This window comes from Streptomyces luteolus (genome assembly GCF_029968015.1).
GTDB lineage: Bacteria > Actinomycetota > Actinomycetes > Streptomycetales > Streptomycetaceae > Streptomyces > Streptomyces luteolus.
Map to the genome: position 1 here is coordinate 144,684 of NZ_JASCIS010000001.1, position 25,933 is coordinate 170,616.

General features: G+C 69.4%; 26 protein-coding genes. 12 read left to right on the plus strand and 14 right to left on the minus strand.

Going from position 1 to position 25,933, the window contains the following annotated elements; translation table 11 throughout:
• The first annotated feature begins 223 nt into the window (after positions 1-223).
• The gene (locus tag QIT00_RS00640) at positions 224-880 is read left to right on the plus strand and encodes a TetR/AcrR family transcriptional regulator (protein WP_282533219.1); all 657 of its coding nucleotides are present in this window, start codon (positions 224-226) and stop codon (positions 878-880) included.
• Positions 881-1,248: 368 nt separating this feature from the next.
• A complete protein-coding gene (locus QIT00_RS00645) occupies positions 1,249-2,715 on the plus strand; it encodes a sensor histidine kinase (protein WP_282533220.1) in 1,467 nt (488 codons plus the stop codon).
• 225 nt (positions 2,716-2,940) lie between these two features.
• Here the strand turns inward: QIT00_RS00645 and QIT00_RS00650 are convergent, their stop codons facing one another.
• Together QIT00_RS00650 and QIT00_RS00655 are read right to left on the minus strand one after the other, a co-directional pair.
• Positions 2,941-3,198, minus strand: a complete 258-nt coding sequence (locus QIT00_RS00650; RefSeq protein WP_040248489.1) for a WhiB family transcriptional regulator — start codon at positions 3,196-3,198, stop codon at positions 2,941-2,943.
• Positions 3,199-3,516: 318 nt separating this feature from the next.
• Positions 3,517-4,482, minus strand: a complete 966-nt coding sequence (locus tag QIT00_RS00655) for a diacylglycerol/lipid kinase family protein (protein ID WP_282533010.1) — start codon at positions 4,480-4,482, stop codon at positions 3,517-3,519.
• A gap of 178 nt (positions 4,483-4,660) precedes the next feature.
• Between QIT00_RS00655 and QIT00_RS00660 the strand changes: the two genes are divergently transcribed.
• A complete protein-coding gene (locus QIT00_RS00660) occupies positions 4,661-5,086 on the plus strand; it encodes a hypothetical protein (RefSeq protein WP_349017150.1) in 426 nt (141 codons plus the stop codon).
• A gap of 137 nt (positions 5,087-5,223) precedes the next feature.
• Here QIT00_RS00660 and QIT00_RS00665 read toward each other — a convergent pair whose 3' ends face one another.
• From QIT00_RS00665 to QIT00_RS00675, 3 genes are all read right to left on the minus strand, one after another.
• On the minus strand, positions 5,224-6,255 hold the full coding sequence (locus QIT00_RS00665) for an RNA polymerase sigma factor SigF (protein ID WP_282533011.1): 1,032 nt from the start codon (positions 6,253-6,255) through the stop codon (positions 5,224-5,226).
• A complete protein-coding gene (locus QIT00_RS00670) occupies positions 6,252-6,665 on the minus strand; it encodes an ATP-binding protein (RefSeq protein WP_282511513.1) in 414 nt (137 codons plus the stop codon). The genes QIT00_RS00665 and QIT00_RS00670 overlap by 4 nt, the downstream gene beginning before the upstream one ends.
• Before the next feature lie 301 nt (positions 6,666-6,966).
• Positions 6,967-7,227 carry a UBP-type zinc finger domain-containing protein gene (locus QIT00_RS00675; RefSeq protein WP_282533012.1) on the minus strand — a complete coding sequence of 87 codons (261 nt, stop codon included), beginning with the start codon at positions 7,225-7,227 and terminating at the stop codon, positions 6,967-6,969.
• A gap of 62 nt (positions 7,228-7,289) precedes the next feature.
• Between QIT00_RS00675 and QIT00_RS00680 the strand changes: the two genes are divergently transcribed.
• Entirely contained in the window at positions 7,290-8,885 is a 1,596-nt protein-coding gene (locus QIT00_RS00680) for a Na+/H+ antiporter (RefSeq protein WP_282533013.1), read from the plus strand.
• Here the strand turns inward: QIT00_RS00680 and QIT00_RS00685 are convergent.
• From QIT00_RS00685 to QIT00_RS00695, 3 genes are all read right to left on the minus strand, one after another.
• A complete protein-coding gene (locus QIT00_RS00685) occupies positions 8,864-9,823 on the minus strand; it encodes a 1-aminocyclopropane-1-carboxylate deaminase/D-cysteine desulfhydrase (protein WP_282533222.1) in 960 nt (319 codons plus the stop codon). The two genes, QIT00_RS00680 and QIT00_RS00685, sit on opposite strands and share 22 nt — an antisense overlap.
• Positions 9,824-10,019: 196 nt before the next feature.
• Positions 10,020-10,610, minus strand: coding sequence for an N-acetylmuramoyl-L-alanine amidase (locus QIT00_RS00690; protein WP_282533014.1), 591 nt, complete (start codon positions 10,608-10,610; stop codon positions 10,020-10,022).
• 266 nt (positions 10,611-10,876) lie between these two features.
• Entirely contained in the window at positions 10,877-11,110 is a 234-nt protein-coding gene (locus QIT00_RS00695; RefSeq protein ID WP_282533015.1) for a hypothetical protein, read from the minus strand.
• A 315-nt stretch (positions 11,111-11,425) separates the two neighbouring features.
• Here QIT00_RS00695 and QIT00_RS00700 point away from each other — a divergent pair, with 315 nt between their 5' ends.
• The 7 genes from QIT00_RS00700 to QIT00_RS00730 all read left to right on the plus strand — a co-directional run bounded on the left by QIT00_RS00700 (position 11,426) and on the right by QIT00_RS00730 (position 18,086).
• Entirely contained in the window at positions 11,426-12,832 is a 1,407-nt protein-coding gene (locus tag QIT00_RS00700; protein ID WP_282533016.1) for a family 2B encapsulin nanocompartment shell protein, read from the plus strand.
• 8 nt (positions 12,833-12,840) lie between these two features.
• Positions 12,841-13,971: a family 2 encapsulin nanocompartment cargo protein polyprenyl transferase gene (locus QIT00_RS00705; protein ID WP_408909694.1), complete on the plus strand. Its 1,131-nt coding sequence runs from the start codon at positions 12,841-12,843 to the stop codon at positions 13,969-13,971.
• A gap of 410 nt (positions 13,972-14,381) precedes the next feature.
• Complete coding sequence (locus QIT00_RS00710) at positions 14,382-14,981, plus strand: GNAT family N-acetyltransferase (RefSeq protein ID WP_282533018.1); 600 nt, start codon at positions 14,382-14,384, stop codon at positions 14,979-14,981.
• A gap of 139 nt (positions 14,982-15,120) precedes the next feature.
• On the plus strand, positions 15,121-15,702 hold the full coding sequence (locus tag QIT00_RS00715; protein ID WP_282533019.1) for a dihydrofolate reductase family protein: 582 nt from the start codon (positions 15,121-15,123) through the stop codon (positions 15,700-15,702).
• A gap of 62 nt (positions 15,703-15,764) precedes the next feature.
• Positions 15,765-16,022, plus strand: a complete 258-nt coding sequence (locus QIT00_RS00720; RefSeq protein ID WP_282533020.1) for a hypothetical protein — start codon at positions 15,765-15,767, stop codon at positions 16,020-16,022.
• 265 nt (positions 16,023-16,287) lie between these two features.
• Positions 16,288-16,695, plus strand: coding sequence for a YciI family protein (locus tag QIT00_RS00725; RefSeq protein WP_282533021.1), 408 nt, complete (start codon positions 16,288-16,290; stop codon positions 16,693-16,695).
• 137 nt (positions 16,696-16,832) lie between these two features.
• Positions 16,833-18,086: an RNA polymerase sigma factor gene (locus QIT00_RS00730; protein WP_282533022.1), complete on the plus strand. Its 1,254-nt coding sequence runs from the start codon at positions 16,833-16,835 to the stop codon at positions 18,084-18,086.
• Here QIT00_RS00730 and QIT00_RS00735 read toward each other — a convergent pair whose 3' ends face one another.
• Positions 18,087-18,956 carry an ATP-grasp domain-containing protein gene (locus QIT00_RS00735; RefSeq protein ID WP_282533023.1) on the minus strand — a complete coding sequence of 290 codons (870 nt, stop codon included), beginning with the start codon at positions 18,954-18,956 and terminating at the stop codon, positions 18,087-18,089.
• Positions 18,957-19,041: 85 nt separating this feature from the next.
• Positions 19,042-19,563 carry a MarR family winged helix-turn-helix transcriptional regulator gene (locus QIT00_RS00740; protein WP_408909683.1) on the minus strand — a complete coding sequence of 174 codons (522 nt, stop codon included), beginning with the start codon at positions 19,561-19,563 and terminating at the stop codon, positions 19,042-19,044.
• Positions 19,564-19,586: 23 nt separating this feature from the next.
• Here QIT00_RS00740 and QIT00_RS00745 point away from each other — a divergent pair, with 23 nt between their 5' ends.
• Positions 19,587-20,111: a carboxymuconolactone decarboxylase family protein gene (locus QIT00_RS00745; protein WP_282533024.1), complete on the plus strand. Its 525-nt coding sequence runs from the start codon at positions 19,587-19,589 to the stop codon at positions 20,109-20,111.
• A 350-nt stretch (positions 20,112-20,461) separates the two neighbouring features.
• Here the strand turns inward: QIT00_RS00745 and QIT00_RS00750 are convergent, their stop codons facing one another.
• The 4 genes from QIT00_RS00750 to QIT00_RS00765 form a co-directional block, all read right to left on the minus strand.
• Positions 20,462-20,626 (minus strand): hypothetical protein, encoded by a 165-nt coding sequence (locus tag QIT00_RS00750; RefSeq protein ID WP_282533025.1) that lies wholly within the window; start codon positions 20,624-20,626, stop codon positions 20,462-20,464.
• A 1,289-nt stretch (positions 20,627-21,915) separates the two neighbouring features.
• Positions 21,916-23,019: a ComEC/Rec2 family competence protein gene (locus QIT00_RS00755; protein ID WP_282533026.1), complete on the minus strand. Its 1,104-nt coding sequence runs from the start codon at positions 23,017-23,019 to the stop codon at positions 21,916-21,918.
• Positions 23,016-23,732, minus strand: a complete 717-nt coding sequence (locus QIT00_RS00760) for a DNA-binding transcriptional response regulator (protein ID WP_282533027.1) — start codon at positions 23,730-23,732, stop codon at positions 23,016-23,018. Before QIT00_RS00760 ends, QIT00_RS00755 begins: the two co-directional genes overlap by 4 nt.
• On the minus strand, positions 23,729-25,906 hold the full coding sequence (locus tag QIT00_RS00765) for a sensor histidine kinase (protein WP_282533028.1): 2,178 nt from the start codon (positions 25,904-25,906) through the stop codon (positions 23,729-23,731). Before QIT00_RS00765 ends, QIT00_RS00760 begins: the two co-directional genes overlap by 4 nt.
• Positions 25,907-25,933: the final 27 nt, after the last annotated feature.

Sequence of the window (25,933 nt, forward strand, 5' to 3'; positions counted from 1 at the left end):
TGCACGCGCTTGCTCGTGTGAATAGTGGTATAGACCAATCTAACAGAGCTACGCGGCCCGCGTCCCGTGAACCGCACACTCTCTCCGTCCCGTGAACCGCACACTCTCCACCACTCCACACCCCATGCACCGCACCGGCGACTCGGGCGATCCGGAGTCCACGCCCGGAGAAATCCACAGCCCGGCATCCCGTTTCTCTAGTGTCCGCTATATAATTCTCTCCATGGTGGCGAACCCGGCAGCGCAGAGACGTGAAGGCCGCCCGTCGGAGCAGCCGGCGGGCGCCGCGAGGCAGCGCGGCCGCCCCCGCTCCTTCGACCGCGAGGAGGCCCTGCGCCAGGCGATCTGGACGTTCTGGGAGCGGGGTTACGAAGCCACGTCCGTCTCCGACCTCACCCGGGCCATGGGCATCAGCCCCCCGAGCCTGTACGCCGCCTTCGGCGACAAGCGCACGCTCTTCGAAGAGGTCCTCACGGAGTACGTGGAGAGATACGGCGCCTTCGGAACGCGCGCCCTCGACGAGGAGCCGACGGCCCGCGCCGGTTTCGGCCGGTTGCTGCGCGAGGCCGCCGCCGAGTTCGCCGCCCCCGGCCGCCCGCACGGCTGCCTCGTCATCCACGCGGCCACCAACTGCACGACACCGGAGGTCGAGGAGGCCCTGCGCGAGCGCCGCAACGCCAACATCGCCGACTTCGCCTCCCGCATCCGCGCGGACATCGCCTCCCGCAACCTCCCCGAGGATTGCGACGCCGCCGCCCTCGCGCGGTACACCGCCGCCGTCTTCCAGGGCATGTCGCAGCAGGCCAGGGACGGCGCGAGCCAGGAAGAGCTGGAGCGCGTGGCCGACCTGGCGATGGCCGCATGGCCCCCGGCGCCATGAAACCGGTCCATGAGACCGTTGACCCGGACGTCCTCGGAGAAAGAAACAAGAACAAACCTCTGCCGACGCATGGACATCGGATAATGGTCTAGTCCACAATGCACAGGTAAAGCTTCAAAGCTGCAAAGCTTCCGCTCTTCCCGCACAGAAGAGCGGATTGAGGCGCCCGACGCTCTCTGCCCTGACCGCGTCGGAGCCTCCCCGGTCGCACGGGACCGCACACCCGACGGCCGGATCAGCTCCGGGCTGCGGTGCCGGCGAGGGTTGAGGGTCCCTCTCGGGCGCCGCGGCCCGCGGGTGTTTCCGGGGGCCGTACGACCACGTACGCGCTGTCCGAGCCGAAAGGTACGCTCGCACACGTGCCCTCCATGAACGAACTCGTACGCCAGCACACGGCCCTCGGCGACACTGACCTCGAGTGGCTGCACCTGCTGGTCTCGGAGTGGCAGCTGCTCTCCGACCTCTCCTTCGCCGACCTGGTCCTGTGGGTCCCCACGCGCGACGGCACCCGCTACGTCTCCGTCGCCCAGATGCGCCCCAACACCGGCCCGACGTCGTACCAGGACGACATGGTCGGCCACCTCGTCCCCCGAGGCCGCCGCCCCCTGCTCGACGCCGCGCTCGACGAGGGCCGGATCGTGCGCGAGGGCGACCCGGAGTGGCGCGAGGAGGTCCCGGTCCGCGTCGAGTCCATCCCGGTGCGCCGTGAGGGCCGCGTCCTCGGCGTCATCGCCCGCAACACCAACCTCCTCACGGTCCGGACGCCGAGCCGCCTGGAGCTCACGTACCTCCAGAGCGCCTCCGACCTCGCCCAGATGATCGCCGCCGGCTCCTTCCCGTTCCCTGGCCAGCAGGTCGACATGGACGCGTCCCCGCGCGTGGGCGACGGCCTGATCCGCCTCGACGCCGACGGCATCGTGCAGTACGCCTCACCGAACGCCCTCTCCGCGTACCACCGCCTGGGCCTCGCCGCCGACCTCGTCGGCCACCACCTCGGCCGGACCACCGCCGAACTCGCCCCGTCCCGAGGCCCCGTGGACGAAGCCCTGGTCAAGCTGGCCAGTGGCTGGGCCCCGCGCGAGACGGAGGTCGAGGGGGACGACGGGGTGATCCAGCTCCGCGCCATCCCCCTCAAGCCCAAGGGCACCCGCATCGGCTCCCTCGTCCTGCTGCGTGACGTCACCGAACTCCGCCGTCGCGAGCGCGAGTTGATCACCAAGGACGCCACCATCCGGGAGATCCACCACCGGGTGAAGAACAACCTGCAGACCGTCGCGGCCCTGCTGCGCCTGCAGGCCCGCCGCATCGAGTCCGACCGCGGCCGCGAGGCACTCGAAGAGGCCGTGCGCCGGGTGGGCTCGATCGCGATCGTGCACGAGACGCTCTCGCAGAACCTCGACGAACGCGTCGAGTTCGACGAGATCGCCGACCGCGTCCTCGCGATGGTCGCCGAGATCTCCCCGGGCAAGGTGACCGGCCGCCGCAGCGGACGCTTCGGCATCCTGGACGCCGAGGTCGCCACCCCGCTCTCGATGGTCCTCACCGAGGTCCTGCAGAACGCCCTGGAGCACGGCTTCCGCGAGGGCGACACCGGCACGGTCGAGGTCTCCGCGGTCCGCGGCGGCACGCGCAAGGACGCCCGCCTGCTCATCACCGTCCAGGACGACGGCGTGGGCCTGCCCGCCGACTTCGACCCGACCCGCGCCGGCAACCTCGGCCTGCAGATCGTACGGACGCTGGTGGAGGGCGAGTTGGGCGGAACGTTCGACATGGTCCCGGCACCCGAGAAGGGCACGCGGGTGATCCTCGACATCCCGGTGCACGGCGAGAAGTAACACGGATCACACCGGCTCGGCGGGGGAGACCGACCTCAACTCGGCGCTCCCGTAAGGCGGTTGTGCGATACCCGAACAGCAGTAAGCCCCGGACTCTGGTGGGTCCGGGGCTTACTGCTCACGTTGCTGAGCGCATCGGGGGGTACTGCGCGCTGCGGCTCGGGGGCGGGAGATGCGTACTCGCCGTACGCGCCGCCGGGCTCAGGCTCGTTCGGGGCGGGGGTGTCAGGCGCTGGCCTGGCGGGCCCGGTTGCGGGCGGCGCGGCGCTTCATTGCGCGACGCTCGTCCTCGCTGAGGCCACCCCAGACGCCGGAGTCCTGGCCGGACTCGAGCGCCCACTGCAGGCACTGCTCCACGACGGGGCAGCGGCGGCAAACGGCCTTGGCTTCCTCGATCTGCAGCAGCGCAGGACCGGTGTTGCCGATGGGGAAGAACAGCTCGGGGTCTTCCTCGCGGCAAACGGCGTTGTGACGCCAGTCCATGGCTGCTACCTCTCCTTGGTATTACGTGCAGGGTTGCTTGTGAATGTGAACGCTTTCACGAATCCCCTCGCAAGTGAAGGGCCAACCACCAGTTGCCTGGTGCAGGTCCTGTGTGAGAGAGGGGGTTCGGGCTCTCTGTGGGGCCGGTGTTGCGGGCCGTCCTGAGCGCCAAGAAGAGATTCGCAAACCTCGGCGGCGGATACAACCCCTTCCGGAAAGTTTTTTTTGATTCCTCGGTGTCGGCTAGGTCACAGCCGTCATTCTATGGGGTGGATCCTGGTCTAAACGTTCGAGTGCAAGGACTTTAGCGTCTTCCGCTCACACAATCACACGCAGTGCACGGCGTACGCCTGTGAACGTCACGCTCGTGCGCAGTCCCAGGTGGTCACCGTCCATCTGCAAGGGCAGCGGGGCCTTTGATTGCAAGGTGAAGTCCGTCAGGTCGTGCAGTGTCGCGGCGTGCTTGCCGTGCGGTCCGCGCTCCGGGCTTGAAGTGAGCAGCTGGGTCGCGTAACGGGCCATCGCGGGGGTCGACAGCTTGCTCAGCCCGAGCACGTCGAGCCCGGTGTCGAAGCTCGCCTGCGGGGACGCGTACACCGGGCGATTGCCCAGGTAGGTCCAGGGCGAGGTGTTGCAGACTATGGCGAGCACAAGATCGCTGACCGGGTCCTCGCCGGTCTGCTCCAGGGTGATCGTGCCGTTCCTGCGGTTCTGCTCGTCGAGGAACTGGCGCACCATCTGTCGTACGTAGAGCGCATGCGTCGAACGTCTGCCGCGCTCCCGCTCCTTTTCGACCCGGCCGATCACGCCGGCGTCGAATCCGAGGCCGGCGCAGAACGTGAACCAGCGCTCCGGCACGCCCTCGTCCTCGGTGCCCGGGGTTCCCGCCGCCAGGCCGAGCCCGACCGTGCGCTCGCTGCCGGTGCGCAAGGCGTCGAGCAGGGCGCCGGTGGCCTCGACCGGGTCGTTGGGCAGGCCGAGGGCGCGGGCGAAGACGTTGGTGGAGCCGCCGGGGACGACCGCGAGGCCGGGCAGGGAGGGGCGCGGGCCGTTGTGCAGCAGGCCGTTCACGACCTCGTTGACCGTGCCGTCGCCGCCGAGGGCCACAACCAGCTCGATGTCCTTGCTCTCCGCCGCCTGCCGGCCCAGGTCGCGGGCGTGCCCGCGGTACTCCGTGGTGACCGCCTCCAGCTTCATCTCGCTGGCGAGCGCGTGGATCAGTACGTCCCTCGTGCGGGCACTGGTGGTGGTTGCCGCCGGGTTGACCACGAGAAGTGCACGCATGCGCAGCAGCGTACCCATCGCTCTTTACGTGGCCCAGACCGAGGTCCGCCCGCGGCCCGCACCCGACCCGCACACCACCCGCACTCGGCTCCGCACACCACCCGCACCCGCCCCGCGCACCGTCCGCGCCCGGCCCCTGGCCCCGGGGGCGGCCGTGGGGCGGGGCTACCCTGCAGGGGTGAGCAGTGCTGAGCAGAACCCGAAGTCCGAAGGCCCGCGCCCGCCGCGCCTGACCGCCGCCGCGGCGCTGGCCGCGCTCGAAGGCCTGGTGCTCGTCGCCGTGGGCGGCTATCTCGTGGTGCAGGGGCTGAGCGGTGCGGGGGACGAGCGGACCGCCGTGACCGGGGGGCTGACGATGATCGGGCTCGCGCTGCTGCCGCTGATCGCCGCGCGCGGGCTGTTCCGGCTGCGCAGCTGGAGCCGCGGTCCGGCGATCATCACGCAGATCATGGCGCTGCCGGTGGCCTGGCAGCTGCTGCAGACGAACAGCGTCGCGATCCCCGCAGGGATCGCGCTCGCCGTGGTGGCGGTGACCTCGCTGGTGCTGCTGGTCAACCCGGAGACGACGCAGGCACTGGGCATCGGCCGACGCGACGCCGCCTAGCCGCCGCTCGTCGTAGGAGGCCGACGGCCGGGCGGTCACGGTCCTGATCGCCGCCCCCCGTGATCGGCGTGCGCGGGTGATGGCGCGGGTCCGGGTGGGCCCGAGGGGTGGTGGGTGGCCCGCGCGGTGGTGGGTGGTTACTCCTCGACCAGCAGGCGCTCGCGCAGCTGCGCGAGCGTGCGGGCGAGGAGCCGGGAGACGTGCATCTGCGAGATGCCGACCTCCTGGGCGATCTGCGACTGCGTCATGTTCCCGAAGAACCGCAGCAGCAGGATGCGCTTCTCGCGCGGCGGCAGGTCCTCCAGGAGCGGCTTCAGGGACTCGCGGTACTCGACGCCCTCCAGGGCCTCGTCCTCCGCGCCCAGAGTGTCCGCCACGGCCGGTGATTCGTCGTCCGTGTCCGGGACGTCCAGGGACAGCGTGGAGTAGGCGTTCGCCGACTCCAGGCCCTCCAGGACCTCCTCCTCGGAGATGCTCAGCCGCTCGGCCAGCTCGTGCACCGTGGGGGAGCGGCCGTGCTGCTGGGAGAGCTCGGCGGTCGCGGTGGTGAGGGACAGGCGCAGCTCCTGCAGCCGACGCGGTACGCGCACCGCCCAGCCCTTGTCGCGGAAGTGGCGCTTGATCTCGCCGACGACGGTGGGCGTCGCGTACGTCGAGAACTCGACGCCGCGCTCCGGGTCGAAGCGGTCCACCGACTTGATCAGGCCGATCGTCGCGACCTGCGTCAGGTCGTCGAGCGGCTCGCCGCGGTTGCGGAAGCGGCGGGCCAGGTGCTCGACCAGGGGCAGATGCATGCGGACCAGCTGGTTCCGCAGCTGCGCGTACTCCGGGCTGCCGTCGGGCAGCTTGCGCAGTTCGATGAACATCGCCCGCGCGCCGCTGCGGTCCTGCGGATCGTGGTGGTGCCCGTGCTCTGTCATGTGTCCCGCCCTCCCCCAGCTTCCGCCGGGAGGCGCTCCAAGACCGCCGCCGACCTGGTGCTCGCTCCTGCCATCGCGCTGTGCCCGCTCCGTCGTGCCCGGTTCCTCCGGGTGCGGCCTGGCCTGTTGCTCGGGGATGTCCGGGGCGCGCCGCGCCCTGGGCACTCCGTCGCTGCCGTCGGTGTTCTCGGCGGGCAGACTCCTTGCGCTGCGCTCTTCGTCACGCACCGGCCCGTCCCCGTTCGTCACGCCGGCCCGGGTCCCGCGCCGCGCTGTTTGTACAGGCTGATCGAGACGGTCTTGTCGTCGGCGACATGGGAGTCGACCTTGCCAGCGAGGGCCGACAGGACAGTCCAAGCGAAGGTGTCGCGCTCGGGGGCGCGGCCGTCGGTCGTGGGCGCCGAGACCGTGACCTCGAGTGAGTCGTCGACGAGTCGGAAGACGCAGCTGAGCACGGAGCCCGGCACGGCCTGCTGGAGCAGGATCGCGCAGGCCTCGTCGACCGCGATGCGCAGGTCCTCGATCTCGTCCAGGGTGAAGTCAAGACGCGCCGCGAGGCCGGCCGTGGCCGTCCGCAGCACCGACAGGTAGGCACCCGCAGCCGGCAGCCGGACTTCCACGAAGTCCTGAGTCCCGGGCTCGCCTGCGATCTGGGACACCCTCACCTCCAAGGTGGTACAAGCACGTTCGGGGTTCGGCCCGCCGCTCGCGGCGGTCCGGCACAGCGTCGCACGGGTGATGCGCTGTGTGTTCAGCAGGTGACGCTATCGCGCTCCCCCGCTCCCTGTCCCGGCGGACCCCGGACCCGCCTGTTCACTCATAGTAAGCCTACGGGTACGGACAGTGGCTAGGGGTTTCGCGGTCCCAATTGGAAAGAGCGCGCGCCGGGTTGACGTACCCAGGTGGCGGGCGGTCGAACCGTCCGGCGTCGTCTCGCGGGGCCGTCACTGTCCGTCGCCGTCAGACGATCGCGTCGTCCGCGAAGCACCAGCGCCAGCTCTGGCCAGGCTCGAAGCTGCGCATCACCGGGTGGCCGGTGTCTTTGAAGTGGGCCGTGGCATGCCGGAACGGGGAGGAGTCGCAGCAGCCCACATGCCCGCACGTCAGACAGAGGCGCAGCTGCACCGGGTGGCTGCCGGTCGCCTCGCACTCGGGGCAGGTGGCGGTCCGCGGCGCGGGCTCGGGGTGCGGCAGCAGAGGGACGTGCGAGCACTCGTTCATGATGGCCAGGTTACGACGCACCTGTGACAAGAGGACTTGCCGAAGGGGACGGGCCCGGAGCCATGCATGTCTTGCCGTTGCTGTTGTTGGTCGCCGGCAGCGCCGCGGTCGCCGGAGCGGCCCGGCGCACGCCGGTTCCCGCGCCCCTGCTGCTTGTCGCCGTCGGCCTCGCGGTCTCGTCCGTCCCCGGGGTGCCGCCGTACGAACTCGACCCGCACGTGGTCCTGCCGCTGCTGTTGCCGCCCCTGCTCTACACCGCGGGGGTGGAGAGCTCGTACCTCGATCTGCGGGCCAACTGGCGTCCGGTGGCGCTGCTTTCGGTGGGTTATGTGCTGTTCGCGACGCTCGTGGTGGGTTATGCGGTGCATCTGCTCGTGCCTGATCTGCCGCTGACCGCCGCGCTCGTGCTCGGTGCGGTGATCGCGCCACCGGACGCGGTCGCGGCGACGGCCATCGCGCGCCGGGTCGGCCTGCCCTCGCGGATCACGACGATCCTCCAGGGCGAGTCCCTGGTGAACGACGCCACCGCGATCACCGCCTACAAGGTGGCGCTCGCCGCGGCCGTCGGCGAGGGCGCGAGCTGGGCGGGCGGCATCGCGGAGTTCGCGGTCGCGGCGCTCGGCGGCGTGGGGGTCGGCCTGGTCCTGATGGTGCCGCTGCACTGGCTGCGTACGCACCTCAAAGAGGCGCTGCTGCAGAACACGTTGTCGCTGCTCATCCCGTTCGTCGCCTACGCGGCCGCCGAAGAGGTGCACGCCTCCGGGGTGCTCGCGGTCGTGGTCGTCGCGCTCTATCTGGGGCACCGGTCCTGGCAGGTCGACTTCGCGACCAGACTCCAGGAAGCGGCGGTCTGGAAGATGGTGGCGTTCATCCTGGAATCCACCGTCTTCGCCCTCATCGGCCTTCAACTGCCCGTCGTGCTCAGGGATCTCGGCGAGTACGAGGGCTCGCAGGCGCTCTGGTACGCGATGGCCGTGTTCCTCGTGGTCGTCGCGGCGCGGTTCGTGTGGGTCTATCCGGCCACGTTCCTGCCGCGGCTCTCGCGGCGGATCAGGGAGCGGGAGACCAACCCGACCTGGACCGGGCCGCTCATCGTGGGCTGGGCCGGCATGCGCGGTGTGGTGTCCCTCGCGATCGCGTTCTCCATCCCGCTCACGCTGGACGACGGGGAGCCGTTCCCCGGCCGCAATCTGGTGCTGTTTCTGACCTTCACCACGGTCATCGGGACGCTGGTCGTGCAGGGCCTGACGCTGCCCGGGCTTATCCGGGTCCTGCGGGTGCCGGGCCGGGACGAGCAGGCCGCGACGCTCGCCGAGGCGCAGGCGCAGAGCGAGGCCTCGCGGGCGGCCGAGGAACGCCTGGAGGAACTGCTCGCCGACGAGCGCAACGCCCTGCCGCAGCCGCTCGCCGACCGCCTGCGCACGGTCCTGGAGCGCCGCCGCAACGCTGTGTGGGAGCGCCTCGGCACCACCAACCCGGTCACCGGAGAGTCCGCAGACGACACGTACCGCAGGCTCTCCCGCGAGACCCTCGCCGCCGAGCGCGCCGTCTTCGTACAGCTACGGGACCAGCGGCGGATCGACGACGAGATGCTGCGGACGCTGCTGCGCCGGCTCGACCTCGAAGAAGCGGCGGCCTATCGGGAAGAGGCGGGCTGAGCCGCTTCCCAGGGGCGCCCGGTGATCACCGCGACCAGCCGGGTGCCGGGCGGAAAGGTGCCCTCTTCTGTGAGGGTGACCAGGGCGTAAAGCAACTTGGCGACATAGTGACGTTCGAGCGGCAGGCCGTGGCGCCGCTCGAAGTCCTCGGCGAAGGCGTCGAGTTCGGGGGTCGTACGCGCGTATCCACCGCAGTGGAAGCGGTCCTCCAGGTGCCACTCGCCGGTGCGCTCGCCGAACGCCTCGCGCTGCAGCCGCTCCACCTCGGCGGTGAGGAAGCCGCCCTTCAGTACGGGTACGCCGATCGCCCGCTGAGCAGGGGCGAGTCCGGCCGCGAGCCCGGCGAGGGTGCCGCCGGTGCCGCAGGCGACGGCCACCACGTCGGCCACCTCGCGCAGCTCGGCGCCGAGCTCGGTGCAGCCTTGTACGGCAAGGGAGTTGGAGCCGCCCTCGGGGACGACGTGGACCTGCCGCGGGTCCACGCCGGCCGTGGTCAGGAGGGGGGCGAGGACGTGCGGCTCGCTCTTGTGGCGATACGTCGACCTGTCGATGAAGTGCAGCCGCATCCCGTCGGCCACGCACCGCGCGAGGGACGGATTGAGGGGGCGGTGGGCCAGTTCGTCGCCGCGAACCACGCCGATGGTGTCGAAGCCGAGGAGGCGGCCCGCGGCGGCGGTGGCCCGCAGATGGTTGGAGTAGGCGCCGCCGAAGGTCAGGACGGGGCGTCCGGCGGCGGCCCGCAGGTTCGGGGCGAGCTTGCGCCACTTGTTGCCGGGCAGGTCGGGGTGGATCAGGTCGTCGCGCTTGAGGAGCAGGCGGACGCCGTGGCGGGTGAAGCGCTCGTCGTCGAGCCCGTGCAGCGGCGAGGGGAGCCTGGGCCGCAGTCGGGTCAGGTTGGGCTGGTCGGGCTGGTCGGGCTGGTCGGGCCGAGCGGTCAGGTCGGCCCGGTCGGACTGGTCGGCCCGGTCGGGCTGGTCGTCGGGGCGGTCGGGAGCGTTCACGCCGTCATTGTCGCCGCGTAGGCCGCACGCGCGCGTGCGGGGCGGTGGGCGGCGCGTGCCGCCCGGGCGGGTCGTACGTACGCGAGCGTGCCGGGGGAGGAGCCGTGTGGCGGGTCGTACGCGCGCGTGCCGGTTACTTGAGGCGTTCGGCGATGCGCTGCCGCATGGTGTCCATGGCGAAGCCGCACGGATCGATCTTGCCCGGCTGCCACTCCAGGTGCCCGATCACGGACCGCTCGTTCCAGCCGTAGTGACGGCAGATCGCCGCGGTCGCCTTCTCGATGGCCTCCAGCTGGGCCGCGGGCCAGGGGTCCTCGCCGTCGCCGCGGTTCTCGCACTCGAAGCCGTAGAAGTAGCGGTTGCCGTCGGTGTTCGCCTCGTTGTCGTGCGGCAGGCGGCGTTCGGCGATGACGGCGCGCAGCACGTCGTCGTCACCGAGGCCGGCGTGGTTGGCGCGGCCGTTGCCCACCAGGTGGACTCTGCCGTCCTTGGTGATCACGCCGTGGCAGAGCGGACCGGGGAGCGAGGCGTGGCCGTCGTAGCAGAGGCGGACGGTCTCGGCGCTGCCGGTGGTCGCCGTGTGATGGATCATCACGCCGTGGACCGGGCCCCACGGCCCCTTGTGGTTGCGGTTGTGCGTGCGCCACTCGCGCACTTCGACGACCGTGAGCCCTTCGTCCTTGAGGGCGTCGAGAAAGCTTCCCGCGGACATGGGGTCGGACATGACTCCTCCGTCATGGACCGCGGCGGCGGCCGAATGCGCACCGCCTCTTGTCCTGCTTGTACCGGAACGTCGGTACGGGGGCCAGTAGTTCGGGCGCTTTCGACGCGGTGTGCGACTCGATCCGGACACGGACGTGGCTGGTCGCGTCTCCGGTCGCGTCGCCAGTCACGTGGCTGGTCGGAACGGAGTGGGTCGGAACCGGGCAGGTCGGAACGGAGCGGCGCGGGTCGCCGAGGGAGTTCAGTCGCAGCCGTCGGCCGCGGAGTTCAGCCGCGGAGGATGCCGTCGCCGTGTGCCGCGATGTGGGCCTCCACCGCTTGGAGCGCCTGCAGCGTCGCCCGCGGGTCGCCGCTGCCGTTCCGCTCCGCGTAGTACGCGGCGCCCAGCTTCTTCAGGAGGTCTGCGCCCGCGCGCTGTGCCTGGGCCTCGTCGAGCTTCTGCTTGCCCTGCGTGATGCCGCGCTGCGCCTGCTCCTTGGCGCGGTCCAGGAAGCCTGCCATGGCTCGTCTCCTGTCGTGGTGCCGATGGTGCGGTGGGTTCTGTGGAGTTGAACGGACGGCTCGATCTTCGAGTTCCTGCTGTCGGTGGTTCGAGGGTCGCGGGCCGAGAGTCGAGGGCCGAGGGCCAAGGGCCAAGGGCTCGAGCGCCGGGCGCCGAAGCGGAACTGGGGATTTCGTGCACGTGCCCCGTCAATGAGTGATCCATTCCCGCTCGTTTGTGTGATGGCGTGACAACTCTGCGTGCTGGAAGGCTGGTTGAGTGCACCGGACGACATCTGCCCGGCGCAGGTCAAGACTGATGGAGAGGGCACATACATGTCGGTAGGCGAAGAGATCCGCACGGAGCAGGCCCAGGCTCAGCAGAGCCTGGCGACCGGCGCTGCGCGGAATCTGGCCACCACCACGAAGTCCACGCCCCAGATGCAGGAGATCAGCTCGCGCTGGCTCCTCAGGCGCTTGCCCTGGGTGCAGGTACAGGGCGGTACGTACCGCGTGAACCGACGGTTGAGCTACTCGGTCGGCGACGGCCGTGTCACCTTCGTCAAGACCGGGGGCCAGGTGCAGGTGATCCCCGCCGAGCTGGGCGAGCTGCCCGCCCTGCGTGCGTACGAGGACCTGGAGGTTCTCGGCGAGCTCGCCCGGCGGTGCGAGCAGCTGGAGTTCGCGCCGGGCGAGACCCTCGCCTCGTTCGGCAGCCAGGTGGACGGCGTCTTCCTGCTCGCCCACGGCCGCGCGGAGAAGGTCGGCACGGGTCCCTACGGCGACGACTCGGTGCTCGGCGTCCTGGCCGACGGTTCGTATTTCGGGGACGCCTGCGTCATCGACCCGGAGGCCATCTGGGAGTACACGACACGGGCCGTGACGCGCTGCACCGTGCTCGTCCTGCCCCGGCGGGAGGTCGAACTGGTCGCGGAGCGGGCGGAGTCGCTGCGCACCCACCTCGCGCAGGTGCAGGCCATCCCGCAGCAGCGCACCAACAAGTACGGCGAGAAGGAAATCGACCTCTCGGCCGGCCACGTCGGCGAACCGGCCATCCCGACCACGTTCGTGGACTACGAACCGGCCCCGCGCGAGTACGAACTGAGCGTCACCCAGACCGTGTTGCGCATCCACACGCGTGTGGCGGACCTCTACAACCAGCCGATGAACCAGACCGAGCAGCAGCTGCGGCTCACCGTGGAGGCGCTCAAGGAGCGCCAGGAGCACGAGCTGGTCAACAACAGGGAGTTCGGCCTCCTCAACAACTGCGAGTACGACCAGCGCCTGCAGCCCCACGACGGGGCGCCGAGCCCCGACGACATGGACGAGCTGCTCAGCCGCCGCCGAGGGTCCAAGCTGTTCCTCGCCCACCCGCGTGCCATCGCCGCCTTCGGCCGTGAGTGCAACAAGCGCGGCCTGTACCCGGAGAGCGTCGAGGTGGACGGTCGGCGGGTGCCGTCCTGGCGGGGCGTGCCGATCTTCCCGTGCGACAAGATCCCGATCAGCGAGGCCCGTACGACGTCGATCATCTGTATGCGTACGGGCGAGGAGGACGCGGGCGTCATCGGGCTGCGGCAGTCCGGCATCCCGGACGAGATCGAGCCGAGCCTGTCGGTGCGCTTCATGGGTATCAACGAGCAGGCGATCATGTCCTATCTCGTGACGGCCTACTACTCGGCGGCCGTCCTGGTGCCCGACGCGCTGGGCATCCTGGAGAACGTCGAGATCGGGCGCCGGCCGTGAGCGAGCGGATGCTGGCGGTGGGCGAGGCGCCCCGCACCGCCGGCGAGGTACGAGGCGTTGTTCCCCCGGCGCGAGCGGGTGTCCACGACGAGCGGGCCGGGGGCGCCGCCGGGGACTCGGGCGCCGACGGGCAGGAAGCTGCGGTACTCCTCGACCGCACCCGGGAGGCCGTCGAGCCCGAGCTGCGCAGGGCGGTCGACTCGCTGCCCGGGACGATGCGGCGGGTCGTGACGTACCACTTCGGGTGGGAGCACGCGGACGGCAGGCCCGCGGCGGGGCGGAGCGGCAAGGCGATCCGTCCGGGGCTCGTGCTGGCTGCGGCGCGTGCCCTCGGCGGCTCGCCGACGGCGGTCGTGAAGGCGGCCGCGGCAGTGGAGTTGGTCCACAACTTCACGCTGCTGCACGACGACGTCATCGACCGCGACAGCACCCGCAGACACCGCCCCACCGCGTGGACGGTGTTCGGTGACGCCGACGCGATCCTCGCCGGTGACGCCCTGCAGGCGCTCGCCCTGCGGGTGCTCGCCGACGACCAGCACCCCGCAGCGGGGGCGGCGGCCGCACGCCTTGCCGCGTGCGTCGTCGAGCTCTGCGAGGGCCAGCACGTCGACACGGCCCTGGAGGAGCGGCCCTGCGACCAGGTCACGCTGGACGAGTGCCTGGGCGTGGCGGAGGCGAAGACGGGTGCGCTGCTGGGGTGCGCCTGTGCGGTCGGGGCGCTGTACGCGGGTGCGGGCCAGGATGAGGTGGAGGCGATGGACGCCTTCGGCAGGCAGGCGGGCCTCGCCTTCCAGTTGATCGACGACGTCATCGGCATCTGGGGCGACCCGGCCCGCACCGGCAAGCCCGTGGGCGCGGATCTGCTGGCCGGGAAGAAGTCGCTGCCGGTGGTGGCGGCTCTGACCTCGGACACGGCGGCCGGGGCGGAACTGGCGGAGCTGTACCCGGGGTTGGGCCCGGCCGACGTCGGCCGCGCGGCGGATGCGATCGACCGCGCCGGCGGCCGCGACTGGGCCCAGGCCCAGGCCGCCGAGCGGATGTCCCAGGCGGTCGGCCAGCTCTCCCGAGCGGTCCCGGACCCGGATTTGGCGGGAGGTCTGCTGGCACTCGCGGAGTTCGTGACCCGCCGGTCGTCGTGAGCCGCGTCGCCGGACCACAGAGAGACCACAGAGAGCCCACAGAGAGGCCAGTGAGAAACCGGTGAGAGGAGGGATGCCAGGAACTTGAGGGAGGTCAGGCTCGCCCCGGCCGGGAGGGAGGCCCGGCGGGGGCGGGGCCGTGGCGGACGGCGGCAAGGTGGCGGACGGTGGCAAAGCGGCGGACGGCGCCAGAGCGGAGGAGGTGAGGCCCACGGGACTGTCGTGGACCCGCGGTTAAGGGCCAGGGGACGGGCGTGGGCCCGGTCGAGGTGTACGGAGCAGAACCGGGACTGGCGGCGGCCCGGGGTGGCCGGTTCGCGTCAGAGTGGTCGCCGCTCCCCCCACCGCCAGGGAGACGCATCTACGCTGCAACTGCTCGACAGACACCGGCGGTTGGGGGAGTAGACCAGATGGGCGTGGAGATCCGCAGGGCGGGCGAGGACGACAGGGAGCGCCTGGTGCGGTTGCTCGACGAAGCGTTCCAGTACGACCCGGTGAGCAGTTGGGTCTTCCCCGACGAGACGCACCGCGGCAAAGTGCACGGCACGTTCATGGGGGTCTTCCTCGACGTGGCCCTGAGCGAGGGCTGGGTCGACGTCACGGAGGACGGAGCCGCGGCCGCGCTCTGGCTCCCTGTGCCGGCCGGGGAGCCGGAGGAAGAGGACGACACCCCCGCCCGTATGCGGGAGATCGCCGACCCGGAGAACGAACGGGCCGAGCTGGTCGGGCGGTTGACCGGTGCCGTGCATCCGCACGACCGGGCGCACGACTACCTGCTCCTGATCGCGGCGACTCCGGAAAGGCAGGGGGAGGGGCTCGGCACGGCACTGATCACGTCGGTCCTGGAGCGCTGCGACCGTACGGGCAGGCCCGCGTATCTGGAGGCGAGCAGCGAGCGCAGCCGAGGGCTGTACGAGCGGCTGGGCTTCGCCTTCATGGGCACGGCGGTCCAACTCCCGGACGGGCCACGGATGTTCCCGATGTGGCGGGAGCCGAGGGGCGAAGGGTGAGGGATGAAAGGTGAGGGATGAAAGGTGAGGGATGAAAGGTGAGGGGCGAAGGGTGAGGGGCTAGGAGCGGAAGGCTTGCTTAACCACTGCAAGTGAAGCAGTATAGGTGCAGTGCTGCGACGGGAATCAAGGGGGCACCATGCGCAAGCTCACGTACCTGATCGCCACGTCGATCGACGGATTCATCGGCGACGAGAGCGGCGAGGCGGAGTTCTTCACGAAATACGTGGATGAGGAGTATCTGGCGTACGGATTCGAGGAGCTGCCCGAGATGATGCCCACGTTCGCGCGGCAGCACTTCGGGATCGACGACCGGCCGAACCAGCGGTTCGACGCGGTCCTGATGGGGCGCGGCACCTATGACGTGGGGCTGCCGCAGGGGGTGACGAGCCCGTACGGGCATCTGAAGCAGTACGTCGTCTCGCGCAGCATGGAGAAGGCGCCCGCGCCGGAGGTGGAGTTGGTCTCCGGTGACATGGTCGCGAAGGTGCGGGAGCTCAAGCGGCAGGACGGGCTCGGCATCTGGCTCTGTGGAGGTGCCGATCTGGCGGGTCAACTCGTCGACGAGATCGACGAGTTGGTGATCAAGACGTATCCCTGCCTCCTGGGGTCGGGCATGCCGCTGGCCACGGCCGGGTTCGCGATCAGGGAGTTCGCCCTGGAGTCGGTGAAGTCCTTCAGCGGCGGGAACGTGATCACCACGTACAGCAGGCAGAGGTAGGGCGTTCGCGCGGCGTCGGCGAACGGCTGGTCGGGGGTGACGAACGGGCATAACCTGGACGTATGGCCAAGGAACAGGACCAGGCCGCACCGCGCCGCGCCGAGCATGTCTGCCCGGCGTGCAAGCAGCCGGTGGAGACGGTCGTCAAGCGCCGCAAGGTGCTCGGGGCGTATGTCCCGAGCTGGGGTCCGGGCCCGTGCCACCACGAGGGATGCGCCGCGTGCGTGGACCAGGGCGGCGGTGGGGACGCGAAGTCCACGTCGCACGGGAAGCCGAGCCGCAGCGAGCCCCTCGACAGAGCGAGCCCCTCGACAGGCTGAGCCATTCGTGAGCCCGACGGCACCGGCGGGCCGGGCGGTGACTCGGCCGCCATGTCCTGCCCGGAGCCAAGCGGCTGACTCGGCCGCCACGTCCTGCCCGGAGCCAAGCGGAACGTACGCCGCTCGGGGCCGCGGAACAACGTACGCCGCTCAGGACCGCGAAAACTCGGACGACAAACTTCGGCGGAAGCTGTCGAGAACGGCCGGGACGCTCCGACGTCCCCTGTGACAGTCGCCCCACAGGGGCCCGAGCAAGGAGTGGACCATGAAGTACCTGGTGATGGTGCAGGGATCGCAGGCCGACTACCAGGCCATGAGCGGCAAGCCGAACGAGCACAGCCCGGCCTGGAGCGAGAAGGACCTGCAGGCAATGTTCTCGTTCATGGAGAACCTCAACAACGACCTCGCCGAGTCCGGCGAGATGGTCGACGGGCAGGGGCTCACGGAACCGGCGCAGACGCGGTACGTCGGCAGGGACAAGGACGGCCGTCCGGTCGTCACCGACGGTCCGTACGGGGAGACGAAGGAGGTGCTCGCCGGGTACTGGGTGCTCGACTGCGAGAGCCTGGAGCGGGTCACCGAGATCGCCAACCGGATCATGGAGTGCCCCCAGCCGGAGGGCGCCCCGGAGTACCCCGTGGTCATCAGGCCGATCCAGGGCGCCGAGGGCTGAGCCGCCCTCCGCCCGAGCGGCCCCTCAACGGCCAGTCGCAGAACGGCCAGTCGCAGACGGCCAGTCGCAGAACGGCCGCAGAACGGCCAGTCGCAGAACGGCCGCAGAACGGCCAGTCGCAGAACGGGGAGCCGCGCATGCCGGGCCTGCCGTCGAACGCAACCGTCGAGGACCTGCTGCGTGGACACACGCCGCAGGTCCTCGGCGCGCTCGTACGGCGGTACGGGCACTTCGACCTCGCCGAGGAGGCCGTACAGGAAGCGCTGCTCGCCGCCGCCGAGCAGTGGCCGCGACAGGGGGCGCCCGACAACCCGCGCGGCTGGCTGATCCGGGTCGCGTCCCGGCGCCTCACGGACCTGTTGCGCAGCGAGGAGGCGCGCCGCCGCCGGGAGGAGACCGCCGCCGCGCTCACGCCCCGCGACGCCTTCACCGCGCCGGCGCCCGGTGAGAGCCGCGCGCCGTCCGAGGACGACACGCTCACCCTGCTCTTCCTCTGCTGCCACCCCGAACTCACCCCGCCCGCACAGGTCGCGCTGACCCTGCGGGCCGTCGGCGGGCTCACCACGGCCGAGATCGCCCGCGCGCATCTGGTGCCCGAGGCGACCATGGCTCAGCGCATCAGCCGGGCGAAGCAGAAGGTCAGGGGCGTACGGTTCCGGCAGCCGAGCGGCGCGGACCGGGACGAGCGGCTCGCGGCCGTGCTGCAGGTGCTCTACCTGATCTTCAACGAGGGCTACACGGCCACCTCGGGCGCCGACCTGCACCGCGCGGACCTCGCGCGCGAGGCGATCCGGCTGACCAGGGCGGTGCGTCGGCTGCTGCCCACGGACGGCGCGGTGACCGGGCTGCTCGCGCTGATGCTGCTCACGGAAGCGCGCACACCGGCGCGCACCGGGCCGCACGGAGAGCTGGTCCCGCTGGACGAGCAGGACCGTACGCGCTGGGATCGTGCGGCGATCGCCGAAGGCCTGCGCCTTGTCGAGGAGGCCCTGGCCCAACCGCCGGTCGGGGCCTACCAGTTGCAGGCCGCGATCGCCGCGTTGCACGACGAGGCGGAGCGCGCCGACGCCACGGACTGGCCGCAGATCCTCGCCCTCTACGAACTCCTCGTGCGGCGCGCCCCGGAGCCGATGGCCCGGCTCGGCCGCACGGTCGCCGTCGCGATGGTGCACGGCCCGGACGCGGGGCTGCGGGAACTCGACGCGCTGGCGGGCGCGTTGCGCGACCACCACCGGCTGCACGCCGTGCGCGCCCACCTCCTGGAGCGCGCGGGCGACCGGGAGGGCGCGCGCGACGCCTTCGCGCTCGCGGCCCGCCGCACGCTCAGCGCCCCCGAGATGCGCTACCTACGCGCGCGTGCGGCGCGACTGGGGGAGCGGGACGCGGACTGATCAGCGTGTGCCGGCCGCCCCGGCCGCCGCCAGACACTCCCGCAGCGACCGCGCCATCCGCGCCACGAACGCCTCCCGCACCTTGGGCGCCGCCAGATCGAGCGAGAGATACGGATTGAGGTCCTCCAGCTCCACGAGCAGCAGCTCGCCGCCGGGAGCACGGCAGGCGTCGACGCGCTGGATGCCGTGGTCGAGGGTGTTCCACGCGATGAACCGCCGCGCGAACTCCAGGTCGGCGGAGGTGGGTTCGTACGACCGAAGCTGCCAGCGCTCGCCGCTGTCGGGGGTGCGCAGGGCGTACTGGATCTCGTCGTCGACGAAGTAGAAGGACACCTCGTACGAGAACGGGATCCGCGGCTGGACGAGCAGCCCCGAGCCGCTGTCGTTGAGGGCCCGGGAGAGCTCGGCGCGCGGGACGACCCGCAGGCCGATGGAGTCCGCCCCGAGCGCGGGCTTCACGACGTACTCGGCCGCGGCGGGCAGCCGGTCGAGGTGCGCGGCCCGGTCGACGGTCGGGATCACCGGGAACCCGGCGGCGGTGAGGTCGAGCAGGTACTGCTTGCCCGCCATGTCGCCCCGGCCGGTCAGCGGGTTGTGGACGACGGCCCCGGAGGCGAGCGCGCTCCTCCTGAACTCCTCATACGCGTCGGCGTAGTTGAGGACGGGCCCGCTGTTGCGTACGACCACGAGATCGAAGGAGCCCATGAGCGCGGCGGCGTCCACGGGATGGCAGAGCGCCACCTCGAACCCGAAGCCGGCACGCAGCCGCGAACTCAGAAAGATGTCCTCGTCGCAGTACCGCCGCCCCCGCGCCTCGTACGCGAGATCGGTGACGTAGAGGAGGCGGGGGCGGGGGTCGCGGGGGCTCATCGTTCTCCTGCAAGGTGCGGGCAGCGGACGGGCCACGATATCTGCATGGCACACGTACATCCCGCGCCGCCCGGAACCACTCCGCCTACCCGCGCAGCCAGGCCGAGGCGTCCAAGCCGAAGGAGTCGGCCGGGGTGACCTGGCGCAGAGCGCCCTCCAGTTCGCCGAGGCGGCGCTCGCCGAGGGTCGCGGCCCAGTCCGCGCGCAGCTCGTCGAAGATCGCCGCGGAGCGGGCCAGGGCATCGCGGCCGCGCGAGGTGAGGCGGACCAGCTTGCGGCGTGCGTCGGCGGGGTCGTCGGCGCGTTCCGCGTAGCCGAGTTCGACCAGTCGGTCGACGGTCTTGCCGGCTGCCTGCTTGCTCACGCCGAGGCGCCGGCCGACCTCGCTGGTGCTCGCCGCGTCCGGCCCGAGCCCGATGGCCTGCAGGGCGAAGCCGTGAGCGGGACGGATGCCGGGGTGGCCCTGGCGGGCGAGTTCGGCGTGCAGCTTGTCTATGAGCGTGCGGAAGCCGGCGAAGAGCAGCAGCGGCAGCTCGAACCCCGGGGGCCCGCCTCCGTCGCGCTTGCCAGGATCGACAACCTGTTTTACTTTATTTTCGTCAACCACGTTGTCGATTCTAGGGGGAAGTCATGGAATTCGCGTCACCTGACGTCGCGTTCGTGGAGCACACCATCGAGTCCGCGCCGGTCGGCTCCCGGCGGGCCCTGCACCGGATCGAGCGCAACCTCGGACACGTCCCGCCCGTGGCGCGCCGCCTCGCCGAGTCACCCCAACTCCTCGACGGATTCCGTCGGTTGAGCAGCGCGTTCGAGCAGTCCACGCTCGACCCGAAGGCCCGGGAGACTGTCATCATGGCCGTCGCCGTACGCAACGACTGTCAGGTCTGCGTGGCCATGCACACCGCGAAGCTGGCCGCGCTCGGCGCCCCGCAGGGGATGGTCGACGCCCTGTGCGGGCAGCGCCCGCTCGACGACGAACGCCTCGAATCCGTACGCCGGTTCACTCTCGCCGTACTGGCCTCGGCCGGCGCGGTCTCCGAGGCGGAGCTCTCGGACTTCCTCGCCCACGGCCACACTCGCCGCAACGCCCTGGAGGTCGTCCTCGGCATCGGCACGTACACGATGTCGACGTTCGCCAACCGCCTGGTGGGTTGACGGCGGACCGCAGGGTCCGGACAACGCAGAACACCCGGCTCCGCGCGGATGCCGGGTGTTCTGTGTGACGCGATGCGTGACGAAACGCGAAGGTCAGGCCTTCTTCGTCTCCAAGTAATGGGCTGGGTCGGTGACCAGCAGGGATCTTCCTTGTGGGTCGCTGACCTGGCCTTTTGGCGATTGGTGGCGATGGGGTGCGACGGTCTTGAGTGCGCGTCTTGCGGACTGTGCGCGGACTGATGTTGGCCTGGAGTGATCTCCGTGATCACGGCCCTGTCATCGCTGTCGTCTCCCATTCACGGCGTCCCCGATCATCCGGTCCGGCCTGGTTGTCTTTCACCCTGCGCAGGTCAGCCCCAAGGGAGTGACCGGACGACGGTGACGGTCAGGTGGCGGCAGCGAATCCGTTCATCGAGCCAGTGGACGACCTTCGGTCCGTCCAACACCTCCAGCAGCTCCCGACAGCGTCCCACGCCGCCTGTCAGCGGCTCCGCCACGATCAGGTGGTTGTCCACGGCGACTGGCCGATCGCCTTGAATGAGTACCCCTGTTCCACGGGCGCCTCCTTTGGCTCCTTGCCCTGGCCGGGACGTACGGCGCATGACTACGAAGGGGGGATCAAGCAAACGTCCACCGAAGCGGCGCCTGCGAGATGGAAGCCCCGTCTCGCCTTGGCCCGGCAGCTCCTTCGCCGTGAGATAGGGAACCTCTGGTCCGTAGTGAGGGTCTCGGTTGTCCACGACAGGGCCGACTCCAACACGGAAATGGTCACCTATGGCGCTGTCCGTGGTGATGGCCGACGGCGGCCACCAGGCGACAGCGCCGGGGTGGCCGCCTGACCTGCGTATGGCGGAGAGTAGGAAGACATCTACGTCGGTGTGATCGTCGAAGAGGCCATGCGGGCGTATCTCCGTCAATTCCAGCCGCTCGGAGAGCTGGTCTCGCCAGGCCCGGTAGCGGCTTCCGCTGCGAAGTACGTCGGGCAGTACGGCGAAGAGCCTGCCGCCCGGAGCCATCGCGGCAGACGCCTGAGCGGTGAACGTCGCAGCCAAGGATGTCCTGCCCGTCGACCACGTACAGCCGGAGAGTGCCGCATCCATGCCGTAGGGGGGATTCAGAAGCAGTCGGCCTCCAAAGCCACGGCCTCCGGATGCTTCGCGCAACGCCTGTAGACCGTCGCCAACCTGTACCTGCGGGAAGGCGGTGCGCCACCGGTGTTCCAAGAGCGGGGCATCGGACCCAACAGCCCGATGACGTTCCAGCACGGCCAGGACCAGCCGCATGCGCGCCACCGTCACAAAGGGATCGTGAAGGTCGTGGCCTCTCACCCGGCGATTCCAAAGGGTGAGCGTCTCCGCTGGTGTTGCCCCCAGCGGGAACTGTGCCGTGCCGGTGATGAGTAGGTCTCCGCCGCCGCAGGTTGGGTCCCAGATCACTGGTGTCCGTCCGGATGGCGTGCTGCGCGTAAGCAGTCCCGCGTACGATTGCCGGACTCTGCCGGTCGTGAAGAAGGATCCGGTGGCACGGCGGTCGGCTCGTGGAACTATGCGTCGTAGTTCCGTCGACGCCTGACCGTTGAGGGCGTGGGCCACGTCGTCCCCCACGCGGCGCCAATGACCTGAGGCCACATCAGTCACCAAGGTCTCAAGCTGACGTGCGTACTTGTTGTAGGCCGCAATGCTCATGTGTTCCCCTCCTGCTGATCCGGAAGGGATTACGTCCTGGATCACGTGTCTGTATGGCTGCGGTGTCATTCTGCAGCAGGGTCAAGGGCCTTGGGATCGGATCACCAAATGCCGTCGTGCTATGTCCCGTCAGCCGCTTCCCCCAGGCCGACGTTGCTGGAAGCCTTACGCGGACCGGGGATGGGGAGCCGGCACAGCGGGTTGGCCACGGTGCCGCCGTCGACGAACGACCGATGGGTCTCCAGCGGCGGGTCAAAGCGCAGTCCTGCCTCGACGTGTGTCACAGTCACGCTGCCCGCACAGGACCGGCCGGATTTGCGACCCGCTGCTGGGAGGACTGCCAGGTGTCGGTCGGTTACGAGTCGCTTCTCCTCGTGGCAGTGGACAGACAGCTGCGTGCATGCGATGTGTGCGTCCGGAGCCGCCAGGCGCACGCCCGCCATGATCTCCCGATTCGGATTGGCCGGGCGCAGTCCACCCCGGATGGAGAAGATGACCAACCGAGGGGCCACGAGTTCCGTCAGGTCTTTGGCGAAGGACTGCGGATCGGCCTTACCTGGGAGCCCTCCGTGGTGAGGGAAGACGAGGACAGGCGCTGACAACTGATGGCCGTTTTCCTGAATGTGCCTGAGCGCCACCGCGTCCATGTCGGCCGCGAGGAGGACGGCGGGATCTTCCTGCAGGTGCACGCGGACCACGATAGAGACGGTGTTGGTGTCCAGTTTGCCGAAGGTCGGGGAGGTCTCTGTCGGGCCGGTGCCGGCCATCAGGAAGCTGGGGTGGCAGACTTCGAGCCTCGCCCGACCGCAGTGCAGCGTCTGAGTAGTCTCAGTGTGCAACATCTGGTGACCGCCGAAGCCACCGCGCCTGTAACGGGTGTGAACGGCTCGGATCAATCGTTCCCAGATTCGGCTGTTCTTCTTCGCGTCTGGGTTGAACCAGGCAGTTCCCACCGTGCGCAGTGGATCGAGCAGGATCTGCGGGCCGCCACCGGCGTGGTCCTGGTCCGAATGCGAGATGATTAGGTGCTCGATGTGTTCGCATCCGACACGATCCAGTTCGCGCTGGACGATGTCGCCGGGGGCCGCGTCGACGACTGCACAGGTCGAACCATCCCGCACAACAGCGGAGTTGCCGTGCCCAACGTCCAGGACCGTGACACCTAACTCTGCTTCTGCTTGCTGGCCGAGCGGCAGTTCGGTGGGATTGGTCGGGTCGGTCATGTGGTGAGCCACTCCTGCGGCAGATCGGGAGCGAGGATGATGTTGCGATAGAAGAGGTCGGAGGCTTCCTTCGCATAGCAGTTCACCTCGGCCTCAAGCCATCGGCCAGGCAGCTCTTCCGGCCGGAGACCCGTGGACTCCTCGATGGGGCGCAACGGCATCCAGACGGAGGAGTCGATCTTCCAGCCGACCACGACCACCTTCGCCTGTGGCTCCTCTCCCTCGGACCGAACGGCGAGGACTTCGATCGGAGTCGCAAAGGCACGCCGTTCTCGCGCGAGGTTTCCCGCCAGCTCATCCAGCGTGTATCGGAGCGCGTCGACCACTGCGTCGGAGGCGTCACTCTTGTCGACAACGCTCGGGATGCCCTCACGCCAGCGCAGAATCGCCCCGTTCTGATCGGTGTTGACGTGGCTGCTGATGAGGACTGCAGGTAACGGCCTGCCCGCTCTTCGGTTGGCTTTGCATACCAGCTCCGCGCCTGTGAAGCGGGCGTTGCTGCGCCCTCCAAGGATGTGGTCGCAGACCACGGCGTCGTACCGATCGCCCAGAGAGGCGAGAAACGCGTCGGCGTCCTGGCCCGATGTGAACTCGGTGATCATCTCTGTACGGAAGCCCGCGTCCTGGAGTGGGTGGGTGATGCTGCTCGCGTCCATGACGTCGTCGTCGATGACTGCAACCGACGATCCCTCTGTCAACGTGCGTACGCTCACTTGACCCCCAGCTCATGCCCCTTGGCCCCGACGAGTTGAGCCGGAAGCCAGACCATGATACTTGCGCCACCCAACTCGCCATACTCACGGGCCTCTTGGGTGCCTCCGAGGTCGGCGACGATGTCCCGGACGATCGTGAGGCCCAGGCCGGTCCCGTTGTCGCGTGTCGTCTTGCCTGGCAACCAGATCGCGCTCAGCGAGATGTCCTTGATTCCGGGGCCCGAGTCATCGACGCAGAGGCACAGGCGAGTTGTGTCTCCTTCGACGGCCAAGCGCGTTCTGACGCGGATCGCGCGCTCGGGCCGGATGGCATCCGTGCGTGTGAAGGCATGTGCGGCGTTCACGATCAGATTGGACAGGATCGACTCGATGTCGGCGACGGTGCTGCGGACGATCGCGCCTTCCGCGCCAAGGTCGTATTCGACTTGGATTCCGCGCTCATCGAGGTAGCGGGAGAAAAGCCGGACGACCGCCGGGCACTCCCGATCGAAGTCGATTTCGGTGATTTGCCGCTTGTTCTTTGTCAGAAGGGTCAACGGGAGACGGGCGAAGGTCTCCAGGGTCTTGGCGCTGTCGATCGAGTTCTCGACCGACGAGTGGAACCTTTCTTTGTATTCGTCCTCCGAGACCCGCTGCTTGACCCGGCGGCTGACTGTCTTGACCTCGTTAATGATGCGGGCTGCAGGCTTCATCGCCTCGTGCGCGAAGACTGCGGTGCTGGTGCCGACCGTGGCCAGGGTCCGGTACAAGAGGAGGTCTTCGCGGAGCGCTTCAATTTCCTGACGTTGAGAGTCGAATACCTCGGAGGCTCCGGCTGTGAAGGACTCCAATACCGCGGAATCGGCGGCTCCGTCCAGAGTCGGCGTTTCGGGGTCCTTCGGGCTGATGGCATCCAACAGGTTGCGGAACTGCTTCTCGGCTTCCTTTACCCGGTCTCGCGCCTTAGGTGTAGCGCCAATGCGACGCTGCTCCCGCAATTCAAGCCGCTGCTCCGCCGACCAGTCCAGGGCGCGCTTTGCAAATTCCTGCAGTTCGAGGAACTGGACGTTGTCGACGAAGCCGCTACGGTCCGTCTTGGGCTGGAGGAGCTCGTCAGGGTCCTCCACCTGAATACGGCCAACGGAGTTGTTCGTGGAGGCGCGACCCTCGGGGCTCGCTGCACGCCTTAGGTTGATGACCAGCCAGTCGTTCCCCATGTCTCCGTAGGGCTGTACGCGGAGCTCCCGATGGTAGAGATGAACCCCTCCCACCTGCTTGAGCCACTCCTTGATCTCCGCTGTGGGCTGCTGCGCGAACCGAACCTCTTTGGAAGCCCCTGGGTTGAGATTGAACATCCACATCTCGAACGCGGCTGGCGGCGCGGAAAACGTCAGAGGTGCGTCGCGGTTGCCGCGCCCTTGGCGCTTCCGCGCCACGTCGTCGTGCCCCGCCGACTTGATGACTTCACCACGCCAGTTGTAAAGGGTCGCGGAAGCCTTTCCGTACTTGTCCACCTCGGCCACGAGGCGAAACTCGACCCACTGGAGCAGATCTGCAGTGATCACCCTGGATAGGTTCTCGAACTCTGGGGAATCACAGGTCACTCGGAACGCCGAGCCATCAGCGAAGGGGCCCGTGAGCATGAGCACCGACCGTGCCAGACGGTCGGCGTCCTGTTGGGCGATTCCCTGGCGGAGCCCTGTCATCTCGATGGTCGTGCCGGTCTCCCCCTTGCGCTTTTTGCTCCTGATTGCCAGAGGGACGTCTTCTACCGCCTCAGACGCGTCGATTCGATTCCAGTCAATGGTCAGCGAATGCTCGGTGTCAGGGTCTTCTTTGGAGCGCGTGCGCACGGTGACGTTGGTGCCGAGGCGTAGGGCGGCAATTCTTCCCAATCCCTTCTCGCCCACCTTTCGCCGACCGGTACGGGTGTGGGTGTCCGAAGACTTTCCGGACTTTCCTATGAGGAGAAATCCACTGGCGAGCTGCTCCGCAGTCATTCCATCGCCGTCGTCCGAAACGATGAGTGTGCCGCCGGGCTGCTCGGCTTCGCTCATCCGTAGTCGGCAAATCGTGGCGTCCGCGTCGTAAGCGTTACGGACGAGTTCCATGATGCCCAAGTCCGCATGTGGGACCAGTTCTTCACCGAGCCGGGCGAGGATCTGTGGGGCGAAGCGGAGGTGGTGCTGCGTCAAGGCGGTCCTCCCGTGCGGCGCGGCCGA